At 72.2% G+C, this 15398-nt stretch carries 14 protein-coding genes and 1 tRNA gene; 8 read left to right on the forward strand and 7 right to left on the reverse strand.

Annotated elements, in window-relative coordinates; translation table 11 throughout:
- Positions 1-42 precede the first annotated feature (42 nt).
- Together ACIA5F_RS12490 and ACIA5F_RS12495 are read left to right on the forward strand one after the other, a co-directional pair.
- Positions 43-1029, forward strand: coding sequence for an ArsA family ATPase (locus tag ACIA5F_RS12490; protein ID WP_399351877.1), 987 nt, complete (start codon positions 43-45; stop codon positions 1027-1029).
- Positions 1026-2459 (forward strand): ArsA family ATPase, encoded by a 1434-nt coding sequence (locus ACIA5F_RS12495; protein ID WP_399351874.1) that lies wholly within the window; start codon positions 1026-1028, stop codon positions 2457-2459. The genes ACIA5F_RS12490 and ACIA5F_RS12495 overlap by 4 nt, the downstream gene beginning before the upstream one ends.
- A gap of 29 nt (positions 2460-2488) precedes the next feature.
- On the opposite strand, the gene ACIA5F_RS12500 is transcribed toward ACIA5F_RS12495, so the two are convergent.
- On the reverse strand, positions 2489-2839 hold the full coding sequence (locus ACIA5F_RS12500) for a WhiB family transcriptional regulator (protein ID WP_399351977.1): 351 nt from the start codon (positions 2837-2839) through the stop codon (positions 2489-2491).
- A gap of 395 nt (positions 2840-3234) precedes the next feature.
- Here ACIA5F_RS12500 and ACIA5F_RS12505 point away from each other — a divergent pair, with 395 nt between their 5' ends.
- Positions 3235-5388: a transglycosylase domain-containing protein gene (locus ACIA5F_RS12505; RefSeq protein WP_399351872.1), complete on the forward strand. Its 2154-nt coding sequence runs from the start codon at positions 3235-3237 to the stop codon at positions 5386-5388.
- Between the two features lie 188 nt (positions 5389-5576).
- On the opposite strand, the gene ACIA5F_RS12510 is transcribed toward ACIA5F_RS12505, so the two are convergent.
- Positions 5577-6038, reverse strand: a complete 462-nt coding sequence (locus ACIA5F_RS12510) for a GatB/YqeY domain-containing protein (protein ID WP_399351870.1) — start codon at positions 6036-6038, stop codon at positions 5577-5579.
- 67 nt (positions 6039-6105) lie between these two features.
- On the opposite strand from ACIA5F_RS12510, the gene ACIA5F_RS12515 reads away from it, so the two are divergent.
- The 3 genes from ACIA5F_RS12515 to ACIA5F_RS12525 all read left to right on the forward strand — a co-directional run bounded on the left by ACIA5F_RS12515 (position 6106) and on the right by ACIA5F_RS12525 (position 8127).
- Positions 6106-7044 carry a metallophosphoesterase gene (locus ACIA5F_RS12515; protein ID WP_399351868.1) on the forward strand — a complete coding sequence of 313 codons (939 nt, stop codon included), beginning with the start codon at positions 6106-6108 and terminating at the stop codon, positions 7042-7044.
- A 130-nt stretch (positions 7045-7174) separates the two neighbouring features.
- Positions 7175-7248, forward strand: a tRNA-Pro gene (locus ACIA5F_RS12520).
- 183 nt (positions 7249-7431) lie between these two features.
- Positions 7432-8127: a hypothetical protein gene (locus ACIA5F_RS12525; protein ID WP_399351866.1), complete on the forward strand. Its 696-nt coding sequence runs from the start codon at positions 7432-7434 to the stop codon at positions 8125-8127.
- Between the two features lie 61 nt (positions 8128-8188).
- On the opposite strand, the gene ACIA5F_RS12530 is transcribed toward ACIA5F_RS12525, so the two are convergent.
- The 3 genes from ACIA5F_RS12530 to ACIA5F_RS12540 form a co-directional block, all read right to left on the reverse strand.
- On the reverse strand, positions 8189-8704 hold the full coding sequence (locus tag ACIA5F_RS12530) for a DUF5956 family protein (RefSeq protein WP_399351865.1): 516 nt from the start codon (positions 8702-8704) through the stop codon (positions 8189-8191).
- Between the two features lie 152 nt (positions 8705-8856).
- Complete coding sequence (gene codA / locus ACIA5F_RS12535) at positions 8857-10176, reverse strand: cytosine deaminase (RefSeq protein ID WP_399351863.1); 1320 nt, start codon at positions 10174-10176, stop codon at positions 8857-8859.
- A gap of 78 nt (positions 10177-10254) precedes the next feature.
- On the reverse strand, positions 10255-10431 hold the full coding sequence (locus ACIA5F_RS12540; protein WP_399351862.1) for a hypothetical protein: 177 nt from the start codon (positions 10429-10431) through the stop codon (positions 10255-10257).
- 151 nt (positions 10432-10582) lie between these two features.
- Here ACIA5F_RS12540 and ACIA5F_RS12545 point away from each other — a divergent pair, with 151 nt between their 5' ends.
- Positions 10583-12529 (forward strand): prolyl oligopeptidase family serine peptidase, encoded by a 1947-nt coding sequence (locus ACIA5F_RS12545; RefSeq protein WP_399351860.1) that lies wholly within the window; start codon positions 10583-10585, stop codon positions 12527-12529.
- Positions 12530-12571: 42 nt separating this feature from the next.
- Positions 12572-13414 carry an SURF1 family protein gene (locus tag ACIA5F_RS12550; protein WP_399351858.1) on the forward strand — a complete coding sequence of 281 codons (843 nt, stop codon included), beginning with the start codon at positions 12572-12574 and terminating at the stop codon, positions 13412-13414.
- On the opposite strand, the gene ACIA5F_RS12555 is transcribed toward ACIA5F_RS12550, so the two are convergent.
- Entirely contained in the window at positions 13386-14483 is a 1098-nt protein-coding gene (locus ACIA5F_RS12555; RefSeq protein WP_399351856.1) for a hypothetical protein, read from the reverse strand. The genes ACIA5F_RS12550 and ACIA5F_RS12555 overlap by 29 nt on opposite strands.
- Positions 14480-15253, reverse strand: coding sequence for a SigE family RNA polymerase sigma factor (locus ACIA5F_RS12560; protein ID WP_399351854.1), 774 nt, complete (start codon positions 15251-15253; stop codon positions 14480-14482). The genes ACIA5F_RS12555 and ACIA5F_RS12560 overlap by 4 nt, the downstream gene beginning before the upstream one ends.
- Positions 15254-15398 lie beyond the last annotated feature (145 nt).

A 15398-nucleotide genomic window follows, 5' to 3' on the forward strand; every position in this document is an offset into this window, starting at 1 on the left:
CTCCTGCACGCCTCCGGGGACGGGTCGTTAGGCTCGGACGCTGTGAGCAGGCTCCAGGTGGTCAGCGGCAAGGGCGGCACCGGCAAGACCACGGTCGCCGCGGCACTCGCGCTCGCCCTCGCACGCGAGGGCCGGCGGACTCTTCTGGTGGAGGTCGAGGGCAGGCAGGGAATCGCACAGCTCTTCGGTACGCAGGCGCTCCCGTACGAGGAACGGAAGATCGCCGTCGCCCCCGGTGGCGGGGAGGTGTTCGCGCTCGCCATCGACGCCGAACGGGCGCTGCTCGACTACCTCCAGATGTTCTACAAGCTCGGCTCCGCCGGACGCGCGCTCAAGAAGCTCGGCGCCATCGACTTCGCGACGACCGTCGCGCCCGGTCTGCGGGACGTCCTGCTGACCGGCAAGGCGTGCGAGGCGGTGCGGCGCAAGGACAGGACGGGCCGGTACGTCTACGACCACGTGGTCATGGACGCCCCGCCGACCGGCCGGATCACCCGGTTCCTGAACGTCAACGACGAGGTGGCGGGGCTGGCCCGGTTCGGGCCGGTCCACCACCAGGCACAGGCCGTCATGAAGGTGCTCAAGTCTCCGGAGACGGCCGTGCACCTGGTCACGCTGCTGGAGGAGATGCCCGTCCAGGAGACCGCGGACGGCATCGCGGAACTGACGGAGGCCGGGCTTCCGGTCGGCCGGGTCGTCGTCAACATGGTCCGGCCGCACCACCTCGACGAGCGGACCCTGCGCGCGGCGGCCGGTGAGCGGCGCGCCGACGTGGCCGGGGCCCTGTCCCGGGCCGGGCTGGGCGGCGCGGGCCGGGGCGAGCGGGCCGAGCAGCTGGTGGACCCGCTGCTGGCGCAGGCCGCGGAGCACGCCGGCCGGGTGGAGCTGGAGCGGGCCCAGCGCACCGTGCTGGAGGAGCTGCGCGTACCGGCGTACGAACTCCCGCTGCTCGGCGCGGGGATGGACGTGGCCGGGCTGTACGAGCTGGCCGCCGCGCTCCGCGAGCAGGCGGGGGCGGGGACCGCATGAGCGAGGGGTGGGACATCGTGGGCCTGGACACACCGCCGCGGCTGGCCGTCGACCGGCTGCTGGACGATCGCGGGACCCGGATCATCGTGTGCTGCGGGGCGGGCGGGGTCGGCAAGACCACCACCGCCGCGGCGCTGGGCGTCCGGGCGGCGGAGCGCGGACGGAAGGCGGTCGTCCTCACCATCGACCCGGCGCGCAGACTCGCCCAGTCGATGGGCATCGACTCGCTGGACAACACCCCGCGCAGGGTGCGGGACGTGAACGGAACAGGCGGGGGCGGCCACGGGAACGACGGCGGCGGCCCCGGGAGCGACGGTGAGGGTGCCGGCCGGGACGGCGGTGGGCCCGGTGTCGGCCGCGACGGCGGCGAACTGCACGCCATGATGCTCGACATGAAGCGGACCTTCGACGAGATCGTCGAGGCGCACGCGGACGGCGAGCGGGCGCGGGCCATCCTCGCCAACCCCTTCTACCAGTCCCTGTCGGCCGGTTTCGCGGGCACGCAGGAGTACATGGCGATGGAGAAGCTGGGGCAGCTGCGGGCCCGGGACGACTGGGACCTGATCATCGTGGACACCCCGCCGAGCCGGTCCGCGCTGGACTTCCTGGACGCGCCGAAGCGCCTCGGGTCCTTCCTGGACGGGAAGCTCATCCGGGTGCTGACGGCTCCGGCGAAGGTCGGCGGCCGGGCGGGGATGAAGTTCCTCAATGTCGGCATGTCGATGATGACGGGCACGCTCAGCAAGCTGGTGGGCGCCTCGCTCCTCAAGGACGTGCAGACCTTCGTGGCGGCGATGGACACGATGTTCGGCGGGTTCCGCACCCGCGCGGACGCGACGTTCCGGCTCCTGCAGGCTCCCGGTACGGCCTTCCTGGTGGTCGCGGCGCCCGAGCCGGACGCCCTGCGCGAGGCGGCGTACTTCGTGGAGCGGCTGGCCGCGGAGCGGATGCCGCTGGCCGGGCTGGTCCTGAACCGGGTGCACGGCAGCGGCGCCGACCGGCTCTCCGCCGAGCGGGCACTGGCCGCCGCAGAGAATCTTGAGGAAGGCGGCATGGTCGATCAGGAGTCCGGGAAAGCTGAACTTCGTGACGCCGACGCGGGCGCTCCCGGTACCGGCTCCCCCCACGCCGACCGTCCCGACCGCGCCGACGGCGGGAACGACGGAGACAGCGATGACGAGGGCGGCGACGGCAGCGGTGCCGACGGCCGTGCGGCGGACGTGGACAAGATCACGGCGGGCCTGCTGCGCCTGCACGCGGAACGGATGCGGGTGATCGCGCGCGAGCAGCGTACGCGCGACCGCTTCACCTCACTGCATCCGGAGGTGGCGGTGGCCGAAGTGGCCGCCCTGCCCGGCGACGTGCACGATCTCACCGGGCTGCGGGCCGTCGGAGAGCGACTCGCGGCCGGGGTTCCGGCCGGAGCGTAGGCGTTCGTACGACGTGGTGCGCGGGTGGTCTACCCGGCCGCCGCGTAGGTTTCGTACGGAACGTCGATCTCCACGTCCACATCCACGGTGAGGATGCCCGTACTGCGTTCGTACTCCGTGCGGGCGGTTTCGAGCAGCCGTCGCCACGAAGTGACGGTGGGACGGCGGCGCAGCAGCGCGCGTCGTTCCCGCTCGGTCATTCCACCCCACACGCCGAACTCGACACGGTTGTCGAGCGCGTCGGCCAGGCACTCGGTCCGCACCGGACATCCGGTGCACACCGCCTTGGCCCTGTTCTGTGCCGCTCCTTGAACGAACAGTTCATCCGGATCGGTAGTGCGGCAGGCTGCCTGCGCACTCCAGTCGGTAACCCAGCCCATCCCGGCGCCGTCCTCTCCCGAATCGAGGCTCCCCCACGGCGGCAGCGGCATATTCACCGCTGCCAGTTGAGGACGTTACGGAAGGCGAGCACCCGGCAACACCCCCGTCGGGCCCAATCTTGAATGGTCCGAACGGACTATGGGTAAGCGGCAGATCACCCGACGGAGTGATCCGGCGACATGCCCGACCATTCGCGCGATTCGGGTGAAATCGGCGAAGAGTGGAGGGGCCGAACTCCGTGCGATGGACGAGATTCGGACATCCGTCCACCCATTCGGGAAGGGTGAAAATCAAGCCGCGAGGTTGATGCGGCGCCACACTGCTGTGACAGTTGGGCACAGCTTAGGCCAAGGCATTCACGTGTGTCCGGTGAATGAGAACGTAGGCTGCCCTCATGGGAAAGAAGCGCTCGGGCGGCGGGCTCACGGGGAGCCAGCAGGCCGCCAAGTTCCTCGGAGTGTCCGTTCTCTCCGGAGTTGTGTTGGCCGGCATGGCGATCCCGGGCGCAGGCGCCCTGGGACTCGCGGCCAAAGGCACGGTAGAGGGATTCGACGAGATCCCGGCCAATCTCAAGACACCCCCGCTGAGCCAGCGCACCACGATTCTGGACTCCGAGGGTGGCTTGATCGCCACGGTCTATTCGCGTGACCGGCAGGTGGTCCCGTTGACGGCCATCTCCCCGTACATGCAGAAGGCGATCGTCGCGATCGAGGACTCCCGTTTCTACGAGCACGGCGCCATCGACCTCAAGGGCATCCTGCGCGCGGTCAACCGCAACGCGCAGGAGGGCGGCGCCGCTCAGGGAGCCTCGACGCTCACGCAGCAGTACGTGAAGAACGTGTTCGTCGAAGAGGCCGGCAATGACGAGACCAAGGTGCGCGAGGCGCAGGAGAAGAGTCTCGGCCGCAAGATCCGCGAGCTGAAGTACTCGATCCAGGTGGAGGAGGAGCTCGGCAAGAAGAAGATCCTTGAGAACTATCTGAACATCACCTACTTCGGGCAGCAGGCGTACGGCATCGAGTCCGCGGCCCAGCGCTACTTCAGCAAGCCGGCCAAGGACCTGGCACTGGAGGAGGCGGCGCTGCTGGCGGGCGTCGTGCAGTCGCCGAGCCGGTACGACCCGGTGAACGACTCCCAGGAGGCGACCAAGCGCCGGAACATCGTGCTCCAGCGGATGGCCGACATCAAGGACGTCTCCCAGGCGGAGGCGGACGCGGCCAAGGCCAAGCCGGTCCAGCTGAAGGTGACCCGCCCGAAGAACGGCTGCATCACGGCGGTCAAGGGCGCGGGCTTCTTCTGCGACTACGTCCGCAACTCCTTCCTGACCGACTCCGTCTTCGGCAAGACGCGCGAGGAGCGGGCCAAGGTCTGGAACCAGGGCGGTCTGACGGTACGGACGACCCTGGACCCGCAGGCGCAGGACGCGACGAACGAGTCGATCAAGGACCACGTCTACGAGGACGACAAGATCGCGACGGCCGTGACCATGGTCCAGCCGGGCACCGGACGGGTGCTGGCGATGGGTCAGTCCAAGCCGTACGGCTTCGGCAAGAACGAGACGCAGATCAACTACTCCGTGGACAAGCGGATGGGCGGCTCCAACTTCGGCTTCCAGGTCGGCTCGACGTTCAAGCCGTTCATCGCCGCCGCCGCCCTGGAACGGGGCATGTCGCCGACCAAGACGTACGCGTCGCCGAACAAGATGGAGTACCCGAGCCCGATCCCGCGCTGCGACGGCACCGACTACATCAACCTCAAGGACGAGACGGCGAAGAACGAGACCGAGGACGAGATCGGCCCCTACGGGCTGAAGACGGCCATGGAGAAGTCGATCAACACGTACTTCGTGGAGATGATCGGCGAGATCGGCCTCTGCCCGGTGGCGCAGATGACGCAGAAGCTGGGCGTGGCCCCCGCGAGCGGCGCGAGGATGGCGGACGGTCCGGCCATCGCGCTCGGCTCCGAGGAGATGTCCCCGCTGACGATGGCCAACGCGTACGCCACCTTCGCCAACCGCGGGGTCTACTGCACCCCGATCGCCATCGAGTCGATCACCGACACCCACGGCAAGGCGCTGGCGGTGCCGAAGAGCAAGTGCGACCGGGCGATGTCGACGGCCACGGCCGACACCATCAACACCCTGCTGCGCGGAGTGGTCGACTCCGGTACCGGTGAACGGGCCGGCCTGACCGACCGCGACAGCGCCGGCAAGACCGGTACGACCGACGCCCGGTACAACGCCTGGTTCGTCGGCTACACCCCGAACATCTCCGGCGCCGTATGGGTCGGCTCGGGCGGCGCGAAGAAGATCACGATGGAGAACATCGTGATCGGCGGCAAGTCGTACGACAAGGTCTTCGGTGGTGGTCTGCCCGGTCCGATCTGGAAGAACGCGGTCTCGGGCGCGCTGTCCGGCCGTGAGGCGCCCAGCTTCACCACGGTGCCGATCGCCGACACCTCGCCCTCGTCCGGCGGGCCCCGCGGCAACAGGCCGGGCACGAACCCCAGCTCCCCCCCGACCCCCGGCCCGAACCGGTCCGGGAGGTAGCGCACCGCGAGGTGGTCACGCCGGGTCCGGGTGGTCGTCCACCCGGGCCCGGGCCACGAAGGAGGGGCCCCGCCGGATTCCGCATCCGGCGGGGCCCCTCCTTCGCTGTTCCACCGCTCCGCCGTCCCTGTCCGCCGACCGGGTGACCGCGGGACGCGGCGGGCCGGGCAGGACCGTGACGGCAGGAACTAGGACAGCTGCCGCTTGACGAGGGCGGCGACACGGCCGCCCTCCGCCAGACCGGCGACCTTCGGGTTCACGATCTTCATGACGGCGCCCATGGCCCGCGGCCCTTCGGCACCCGCCGACCGGGCCTCCGCGACGGCCTGGGTCACGATCGCCTCAAGCTCGTCGTCGGTGAGCTGCTTGGGCAGGTAGGTGTCGAGGAACTCGCCCTCCGCGGTCTCCCGCGCGGCCTGCTCGGAGCGACCGCCGAGCGCGAACGCCTCCGCGGCCTCGCGGCGCTTCTTCGCCTCCCTGGCGATCACCTTGAGGACTTCCTCGTCGGAAAGCACGCGTGCCGCCGTACCCGCGACCTCCTCCTTGGTGATGGCGGAGAGGGTCAGTCGCAGGGTGGACGAGTGCAGCTCGTCGCGTTCCCTGATGGCGGTGGTGAGGTCTTCCCGGAGCCTGTCCTTGAGCGTGGTCATGACCTGAGTCTGCCAGGTGCGGGGGCGGTGGCGCCCGCCGGTTTCCCTGGTCTGCGACGATGGGGCCATGCGCGCGCGTTACGGAGTACCCCTGAAGGTGGCCACCGGGATCGCGGCGGTGGGGGCCGCGGGTGTGGCCTACGCCGCCGGTTTCGAGGCGCGGTCGTTCCGCCTGCGCCGGGTCACGGTGCCCGTCCTGCCCCAGGGGATGCGCCCGCTGCGCGTCCTCCAGGTCTCGGACATCCACATGGTCGGCGGGCAGCGCAAGAAACGCGCCTGGCTCCAGTCCCTGGCCGGCCTGCGCCCGGACTTCGTCGTGAACACCGGCGACAACCTCTCCGACACCGAGGGCGTGCCGGAGGTACTGGACGCGCTCGGTCCGCTCATGGAGTTCCCCGGGGCGTACGTCTTCGGGTCCAACGACTACTACGGGCCCCGGCCGCGCAACCCCGGGCGCTACCTGATCGAGAAGACCCAGGGCCGGCACGGGCTGAACGGCAACAAGCCGGTCGTCGGCGTCGTCCACAACCCGTGGGAGCAGATGCGGGACGCCTTCGACGCGGCCGGCTGGCTGAACCTCACCAACACCCGGGCGCGGATGAAGCTGGACGGCCTGGAGCTGGCCTTCACCGGACTGGACGACCCGCACATCAAGCGGGACCGCTACGAGCGGGTGGCGGGCGGACCGGAGGCCGACGCGGACTTCTCGCTGGCCGTGGTGCACGCCCCGTACCTGCGCGCGCTGGAGGCGTTCACGGCCGACGGCTACCCGCTGATCCTCGCGGGCCACACGCACGGCGGGCAGCTGTGCGTCCCCTTCTACGGGGCCCTCGTCACCAACTGCGACCTGGACACCAAGCGGGTGAAGGGCCTCTCCACGCACGAGACGGACAGCCACCGCGCCTACCTCCACGTCTCCGCCGGCTGCGGCACGAACCGCTTCACCCCGGTCCGCTTCGCATGCCCGCCGGAAGCGACCCTGCTGACCCTCACCCCGAAGGCCTGACGCCCCGCTCCCCCTCCCCGAGCCCCCGCCGACCCCGCGCCCGCCGCGCGAAACCGGATTTCGTCTCCGGCCGACGGTCCGCTAAAGTAATCGATGTCGCCACGGCAGCAAGCTCTGCAAGGGCGACGATCGGGGTGTAGCGCAGCTTGGCAGCGCGCTTCGTTCGGGACGAAGAGGTCGTGGGTTCAAATCCCGCCACCCCGACAGCTGAAAGAAAAGATCCCCCACCTACTCACGTGAGTAGGGTGGGGGATCTTTTCGTGTGCCTGACCGGCCGAGCGGGTACCTCCTCGGGGCGATTCTGGGGTGCCGCCCCCTCGCGGGCGCCGGGGCGGTTGGCCGTCCGACCCGCTCATGCCGGTCACGGCTGTGCCTCAGACTGGTCGCGTGAGTGATCAGGAGTACGAAGGTGCGTACGCCCTCTGGCGTGCCTCACTGGAGACGCTCGTTTCGGACGGGCACCGCCTCGGGGTGTGGCAGGACCAGCGCTTCCGGTTCGCCCACGAGGTCGGAAGGCTGCTGACCGAGTCCGCAGCGGGCTCGTCGTCCGTCACGGGGCCGGCCCTCTACGGTGTCTTCGCGCCCGGAGTGGGGCTCTGTTACGTGGGTCAGACGCAGGAAGCCCAGCGCCGGCTGAGGGACCTTCCCGTCGGCGAGAGCCACCACTTGGCGAACACCTTGCCTCCGGAAGTATGGGAGCGGGTCGTGGTGGTGCGCTGGCCGGAACTCGTGGAGAAAGCACCTGCCGCGGATCGTGCGGCCGTCGCCGAGCTGGGGCCGGCCGTGTGCGGTCTCGCCCTGGAGCACTTGCTCCAACTGGCCACGTCTCCTCCGCTCAACAGCCGGCGGAGGCAGGCCGACGGGGTGTGGCGCCCGAGGAACCAGGCGGCAAGCCGCTCGCGAGGGGCCGTCCACTCCAAGGTCCTGCCCGGACTGTGGCAGGTGACCTGGGAGATGTGGCGGGAGCTGGCCGCCGTCCCGGCAGTACCGGGCAGCCCTGTGGGGTCGCTCACGGACGTGGGCCGTGTGGTCTTCCCTGCCTCGTTGTCCCATGAGTTCGGGGCCGGCCCGCAAGTTCCCTGACCGCCGGAATGCGTCGGAGAACGCGGTTCCCCGCCTTCACCCATCGATTTCTGCCCTGCGTTCACCCGTTCCCGGGTCCGGTGAGAGCCGTGAGTTCCGTGTGGGTCAGGGTCAGGAGCTCCGGGGAGGGGCGGAGGGGGAGCGCGCGGGCCGTGGCCCGTGTGTGGAGGTGGGTCAGGACCGCTTCGACGGTGGGGAAGGGACCGACCGGGCGCAGGAGCCACAGGCGGTGCCGGGGGCGGGGTGGGAGGCCCAGTGCGGTGAGGGCGGCGTCGGCCTCGCGGTCGAGGTCGTCGCGGTCGGGCCCGGAGAGCGGGGCGCACTCCACACCGGTGATGTGGCCGTGGCCGTCCAGGCGGGTCTCCACCGCCCAGCGGGTGGAGCGGTCCGGGACCCAGGTGCGGGCCGTCGGGGGCCAGACGTAGGGGAGGAAGACCCAGAGCGCGTCCTCGGGCGCCGGTTCCCAGCCGAGCACCTCCAGCTCCCGGATCTCGGGCAGCCGGTCCGGCTCCTGTTCGCTGCGGCCGGTGCGGCGCAGCGCGAGCGGGTGCGGTGTTCCGTCCTCGTCCCACGACATGCGCGCAGGTTACCGCCGGGCGGGTCCGCGCGCCGGGCGCCACCTCGGGGCGGGACGAGGCGTGGGGTGCCCGGTCGGCAGGAAGCGGGCGGGCCTCGGCCCCGCCCCGTCCAGCGGGACCACCGGGAGGTGGCCGAGGGGCCGGTGTGCCGTCAGCTCGGGTGGCTCCGGCTGAAATCGACCTCCGTCGGCCCTTCGCCCGGCCAGGTGAGGCGGGTCGGGGTGGGAGGGGTTTCGGCGAGGAGGGTGCCGTGGGAGACGACGTGGCTGGGGCGGACCTGGCGGCGGATCGCCTCCTGCGGGGTCGGGGCCGGGAGGAGGGCGAAGGAGGCGGGGGCGCCCTCGGTGATGCCGTACTCGTCGGGGCCGAGACCGAGGACGCGGGCCGCGCGGTCCGTCACCATCGAGAAGGCCGTGGCGATCTCGGCGTCCCCGGTGAGCTGGGCGGCGTACAGCCCGACCAGGGCGGTCTGGAGCGGGCTGGCGGTGCCGAGCGCGTTCCAGGGGTCCATCACGTCGTCGTGGCCGAAGGCCACGTTGACGCCCGCCGCCAGCATCTCCTTGACCTGGGTGAGGCCGCGGCGCCGGGGGTAGCCGTCGAAACGGCCCTGGAGGTTGAGGTTGGCGAAGGGGTTGGAGACGAGGTTGATCCCGGAACGGGACAGGAGGCGCCGCAGCTTGAAGCTGTAGGCGCCGCCGTAGGAGCCCATCGCCGTCGTGTGGGAGGCCGTGGCCCGCTCGCGCAGGCCGGAGCGGAGGGCGAGGGTGGCCAGGACCTCCACGAACCGGGACTGTTCGTCGTCGATCTCGTCGCAGTGGGCGTCCACGCGCAGCCCGTACTCCTCGGCCACCGCGAAGGCGATGCCCAGGGACGCGACGCCGTCCTCGCGGGTGTCCTCGAAGTGCGGGATCGCGCCGACGACGTCCGCGCCGCGGGCCACCGCCTCGCGCAGCAGCGCCTCGCCGTCCGGGAAGGAGACGATCCCCTCCTGCGGGAAGGCCACGATCTGGAGCGTCATGAACCCCCGCACCCGGTCGCGGACCTCCAGCAGCGCGTCGAGCGCGGTCAGGGAGGGGTCGGTGACGTCGCAGTGGGTCCGGACGTGCAGCACGCCCTGGGCCGCCTGCCAGCGCAGCACCTCGGTGGCGCGCGCGATCACGTCCTCACGGGTCAGGGTCCGCTTGCGTTCGCTCCAGCGGGCGATGCCCTCCCAGAGCGTGCCGGAGACGTTCGGGCGCGGTTCGCCCGCCGTGAGGGCCGTGTCCAGGTGGATGTGCGGTTCGACGAAGGGGGCGGTGAGGAGGGCGCCGCGGGCCTCGACGAGGGTGCCGGTGGCGGGTGGTTCCTTCCGGTCGTCGTACGGGACGACGCGCGCGATGCGGCCGTCCTCGCCGACCTCGACGTCGGACAGGCCACGCGGGCCGTCCCCTTCGGTGTGCGACAGCCGGGCGCCTCGGACGATCATCCGCATGTCCTCAGCCTACGCAGGCGGCCCGCGACCCGCCGGGGGACGGCCGATCGCGGGCCGGCCGGGGAGCCGTTGCCGGACTCAGCCGCGCTTGGCCTGGGCCTTCTGCCGCATGCCCCGTGTCTTCTCGGTGACGGACTGGACCTCCCGGACCGCGGCCTTGGCCCGTGCCTCGGCTGCCGTGTTCTTCGCTGTCTCCCGCTCTGAATCCTGGTGGCCGTGGTGGCCGTGGTGGCCCGTACGAGCCTTCTTGGCCATGATCACTCCTCCTCGGAGCCCGGATCACGTGTACGCACACCACCATGCGCTCCTGCGGGCCGGTCGGCATCCCGGTGGGCCCGGCACCTGCGGCACCCCCGATGTTCCCGGTCCGTCCCGGTGCTCCCGCCGCCCCGGCGAGAATGGGGACATGAGCAGCGACAGCGATGTGACCCGGGCCGATGTTTCACGTGAAACCGGCTCGACCGGCGGGACGGGACCGGCCGACGTTTCACGTGAAACGGGCCCGACCAGGACAACGGGACCGGCCGGTGTTTCACGTGAAACCGGCCCGGACGGCGATGCCGGGTGGCCCGACTGGGAGAAGAGGTTCCGGGCCCCGCGCGTCGGGCTGCCCGACTGGGCCGAGGACGCCCCGGACCGCGCCCTCTTCGTCTCCAACGCGACGGGGACCTACGAGCTCTACGCCTGGGACCGGGCCACCGGCGCGCAGCGGCAGGCCACCGACCGCCCCAACGGCACCACCGACGGCACCCTCTCCCCGGACGGCGAATGGATCTGGTGGTTCTCCGACACGGACGGCGACGAGTTCGGCACCTGGGTCCGCCAGCCCTTCGCGGGCGGACCCGACGAGCCCGCCACCCCGGGGCTGGAGCCCTCGTACCCCGCCGGGCTGGCCATCGGCCGGGACGGTACGGCGGTCGTCGGGCGCTCCACCGACGAGGACGGGTCGACGGTCCACGTCGTACGGCCGGACGGCTCCGCGCCCACCGTGATCTACCGGCACCGGGAGTCGGCGGGCGTCGGCGACCTGTCCCGTGACGGGCGGCTCGTGGCCGTCGAGCACACCGAGCACGGCGACGCGATGCACTCCGCCCTGCGCGTGCTCTCCCTCGACGGTGCCACCGTCGCGGAACTGGACGACTCCAAGGGCGGGACCGAGGAGCTGGGCCTGGAGGTGCTCGGCTTCGCCCCGGTCGCGGGCGACACCCGGCTGCTCGTCGGCCACCAGCGGCGGGGACGCTGGGAGCCGATGGTGTGGGACGTGGCCACCGGGAGCGAGCAGGAACTCGCGATCGAGCTGCCCGGCGATGTGAGTGCCGAGTGGTACCCGGACGGCTCCGCGCTGCTGGTCGCGCACAGCTTCGAGGCCCGCAGCGAGCTGTGGCGCTACGACCTGGCCGCGCGGGAGCTCGTCCGCGTGGACACCCCGCCCGGTTCGGTGTCGGGGGCGACGGCGCGGCCGGACGGGACGGTGGAGTACCAGTGGTCCTCGGCCGCCGAGCCCTCGGTGGTGCGGTCCACGGCGGGCGGGGTCGTCCTGGACCCTCCGGGGTTCCGGGCGCCCGGCTCGGTCGCGGTGGAGGACGTGTGGGTGGAGGGCCCCGGCGGGCGCGTGCACGCGCTGGCGCAGCGGCCGACGGGCCACGGCGACGGCCCGTTCCCGACCGTCTTCGAGATCCACGGCGGGCCCGCCTGGCACGACAGTGACGCCTTCGCGGCGACCCCGGCGGCCTGGCTGGACCACGGTTTCGCGGTCGTGCGGGTCAACTACCGGGGCTCGACGGGGTACGGCCGTGCCTGGACGGACGCGCTCAAGCACCGGATCGGCCTGATCGAGCTGGAGGACATCGCTGCGGTCCGGGAGTGGGCGGTCTCCTGCGGCCTCGCGGACCCGGCGCGGCTGGTGCTGTCCGGCGGCTCGTGGGGCGGGTACCTCACGCTCCTGGGCCTCGGTACACAGCCCGGCAACTGGGCGGTAGGGCTGGCCGCCGTACCGGTCGCCGACTACGTGACGGCCTACCACGACGAGATGGAGGCGCTGAAGTCCCTGGACCGCACCCTCTTCGGCGGTACGCCCGAGGAGGTCCCGGAGCGGTTCGAGGTCTCCTCGCCGCTGACGTACGTGGACGCGGTGAAGGCGCCCGTCCACATCGCGGCGGGCGTCAACGACCCGCGCTGCCCGATCCGGCAGATCGACACCTACGTGGACCGGCTGGCGGCGCGCGGCGCGGAGCACGAGGTCTACCGGTACGACGCCGGGCACGGCTCGCTCGTGGTGGAGGAGCGGATCAAGCAGGTCCGGATGGAGCTGGAGTTCGCGCTGAAGCACCTGCCGCCGCACCCGGCGGCCTGACCCGCCACACACCGGCCGGTGCGCCCCCCGTACGGTGGTGGGGTGCACCGGTTTCTCCTGACCCCGCGCTGGTGGGGGATCAACATCTTCGTCGCGCTCTCCGTTCCCTTCTGTCTCTACATGGGGAGCTGGCAGCTCGGCCGGTTCGAGGACCGCGTCGACAGCCACCGGGAGGCGACCGCCGAGCGGCCCGCCGACCTGGACGCCACGCCGCTGGACTCACTGCTCCCGGTGGACAAGAGGACCTCGGGACGGCTCGCGTCCGCCACCGGGGAGTACGGCGAACAGCTGCTGGTCCCCGAGCGGCGGCTCGACGGCGCCGCCGGGTACTACGTCCTGACCCTGCTGCGGACCGACTCCGGCAAGGCCGTCCCGGTGGTCCGGGGCTGGCTGCCGGGGGTGGCGGACCCGGCGAAGGCGCCGGCCGCGCCGACCGGGCGGGTCGAGGTCACCGGGGCGCTGCAGTCCTCGGAGAACTCCCGTACCAAGGGCGTGCACGCCGAGGGCGGTCTGCCGGCCGGGCAGCTCGGGGTGATCGGGTCGGCCTCCCTGGTCAACCTGGTGCCGTACGACCTGTACGACGCCTGGCTGACGGTGCAGACCCCGGCGGACGGGATGGTGCCGGTGCCCGCGCAGGCGCCGAACGACACCGGGCTCGACCTGAAGGCCTTCCAGAACCTCGGTTACACGGGCGAGTGGTTCGTCTTCGTCGTCTTCGTGTTCTTCATGTGGTTCCGGCTCTACCGGCGTGAGGTGGAGACCCTGCGCGACACGGAGGCGGAGCTGCTCGCGGCGGACCAGCGGGCCACGGCCGCGCAGCGGTCGCCGGAACCGGCGGCCGGGCGGGCCACGGCCGCTACCGCACCGGCGCGTCCAGCGGAATGACCCCCGTCCGGTAGACGGTTCCCCCGCAGGCCGAGGGGATCGTCGTCCGGGTGGTCGGGGCCCCGGACGCCAGGGTGTAGGGCGTGTGCGACACGGTGATCCCGGGCGGCTCCGGGGCCGGGCCGCCCTTCTGCGGCTCCTGGCCGGGCGGGTGGTCCGCGCCGCCCGACGCGGGTACCGAGGTGTCCGGGGGGACGCCCTGCGGGGGCTTCTTCGCCGGCTCGCGGCCCCCCGCCGGGCAGGACGGCCCGGACGGCACCCAGGCGAAGCGGACCTCGTACGCCATGTCCGGGTGGAGCAGCAGCAGCGGCGCCTCCGCCGAGGGGTCGGGCAGCCCGCTCGCCGGGTCCCCGGTCCGGTGGCCGATGACCGAGACCCGGGTGCCCTGGACGGGCATCGGGCCGGACCGGGTCACCGAGGCCGCGGTCACGGTGTCCGGGCCCGTGACGGTACAGCCGCGCGCCGAGACGTTGGTGACCTTGAAGCTGCCGTAGACCTTGCCGTCGGCCTCCGGGGCGCGGGCCGCGGCCATGACGCGCAACTGCTCCGCGCCGCACCCGGGGACGCCCGGCACCGACGCGGGCGGCACCCTGCCCCGGTCCGCGCCGGTCGTGGCGGCGGCGTCCGGGAGGGGCTCCGTCGCACCGTCGGTCGGGGCCGGGGTATGCGGGTCGGGCCCGCCGCCCGTGGTACCGCCCGCGGCCGGGGTCCCGTCGGCGGACCTGTCGGCCCTCGGGATCGCCTCGGAGCCGCTCTGGTGCGGGCCCGAACGGCTGCCGCCCGTTCTCCCGCCGGGGTCCTCGCCGGGGCCGGCCATGGCGGAGGGGCGGGCGGCGCCCTCGCCGCCCGTCAGGTGCAGGGCGGCGGGGATGGCCGTCCCCGCCAGCACGACCGCGGTGGCGGCGCCGACGAGGACCATCCGCTTGCGGGTCCGGCGGGCGGGGACGGCGCGCCGCAGCCGCTCCAGCGCGTCATCGGTGGGCTCAAGGCCCGCGACGGCTCCGCGCAGCAGGCTCCGCAGGGCCTCTTCCTCGCCCGCGCCATCCGGCGGGGTGTGGTCTTCCGTCATGACTGCGCAGCCTCCATCGCCACCCGCAGCGCGGCAATGCCCCGCGATCCGTACGCCTTCACCGAGCCGATCGACACGCCGAGCGTCTCGGCCACCTGGGCTTCCGTCATGTCCGCGAAGTAACGCAGCACCAGCACCTCGCGCTGGCGCCGCTGGAGTCCGCGCATCGCCTTGATCAGATCGTCCCGTTCCAGCTGGTCGTAGGCGCCTTCTTCGGCGCTGGCCATGTCCGGCATCGGCTTCGGGAGCAGCTTGAGGCCGAGGATGCGGCGGCGCAGGGCCGAGCGGGAGAGGTTGACGACCGTCTGGCGCAGGTAGGCCAGGGTCTTGTCCCGGTCACGGACCCGGTTGCGGGCCGAGTGGACGCGGATGAACGCCTCCTGGACCACGTCCTCGCAGGAGGCGGTGTCGTCGAGGAGGAGCGCGGCGAGGCCCAGGAGCGAGCGGTAGTGGGCCTGGTAGGTGCGGGTGAGGTGGTCGACGGTGGTGCCGGCGACCACGGTCCGCTCCTCGGCCGCTTCCGCCCCGCCCCCGGTGGTGCCCGCGCCGGTGCTCTTGGCGGTCTCCGCGCCGCCGCCGCGGGGCGAGGGCACCCGGCCGCCCCGGTTCGGTACGGCTCCCCGTACGGGGAGCGCCTCGTACGGTCCGGCCGGCGGGACGGGAACCATCACAGGGAGGCCGCCGTTGGACGTACGGGAGCCAGGGCGCGCCGGAGCGGTCCCGGGGTGCCGTGTCGGTAGGACGGCGAAGTCGAGCAGTGCCTCAGCCACGCCAGTAGGACACGCGTCGTCCCGTCAGGGTTGTACGCGCGAGCCGACCTGACCGGCGCTGTCCTTTTTGCCCTCATACGTACCCGCTCTTCCCGATTGCCCCGGCCATCGAGGCGGCAGTCGGGCCATCACCTTGTTCAGGGGA

Source organism: Streptomyces sp. NPDC051567 (assembly GCF_044454165.1).
GTDB lineage: Bacteria > Actinomycetota > Actinomycetes > Streptomycetales > Streptomycetaceae > Streptomyces.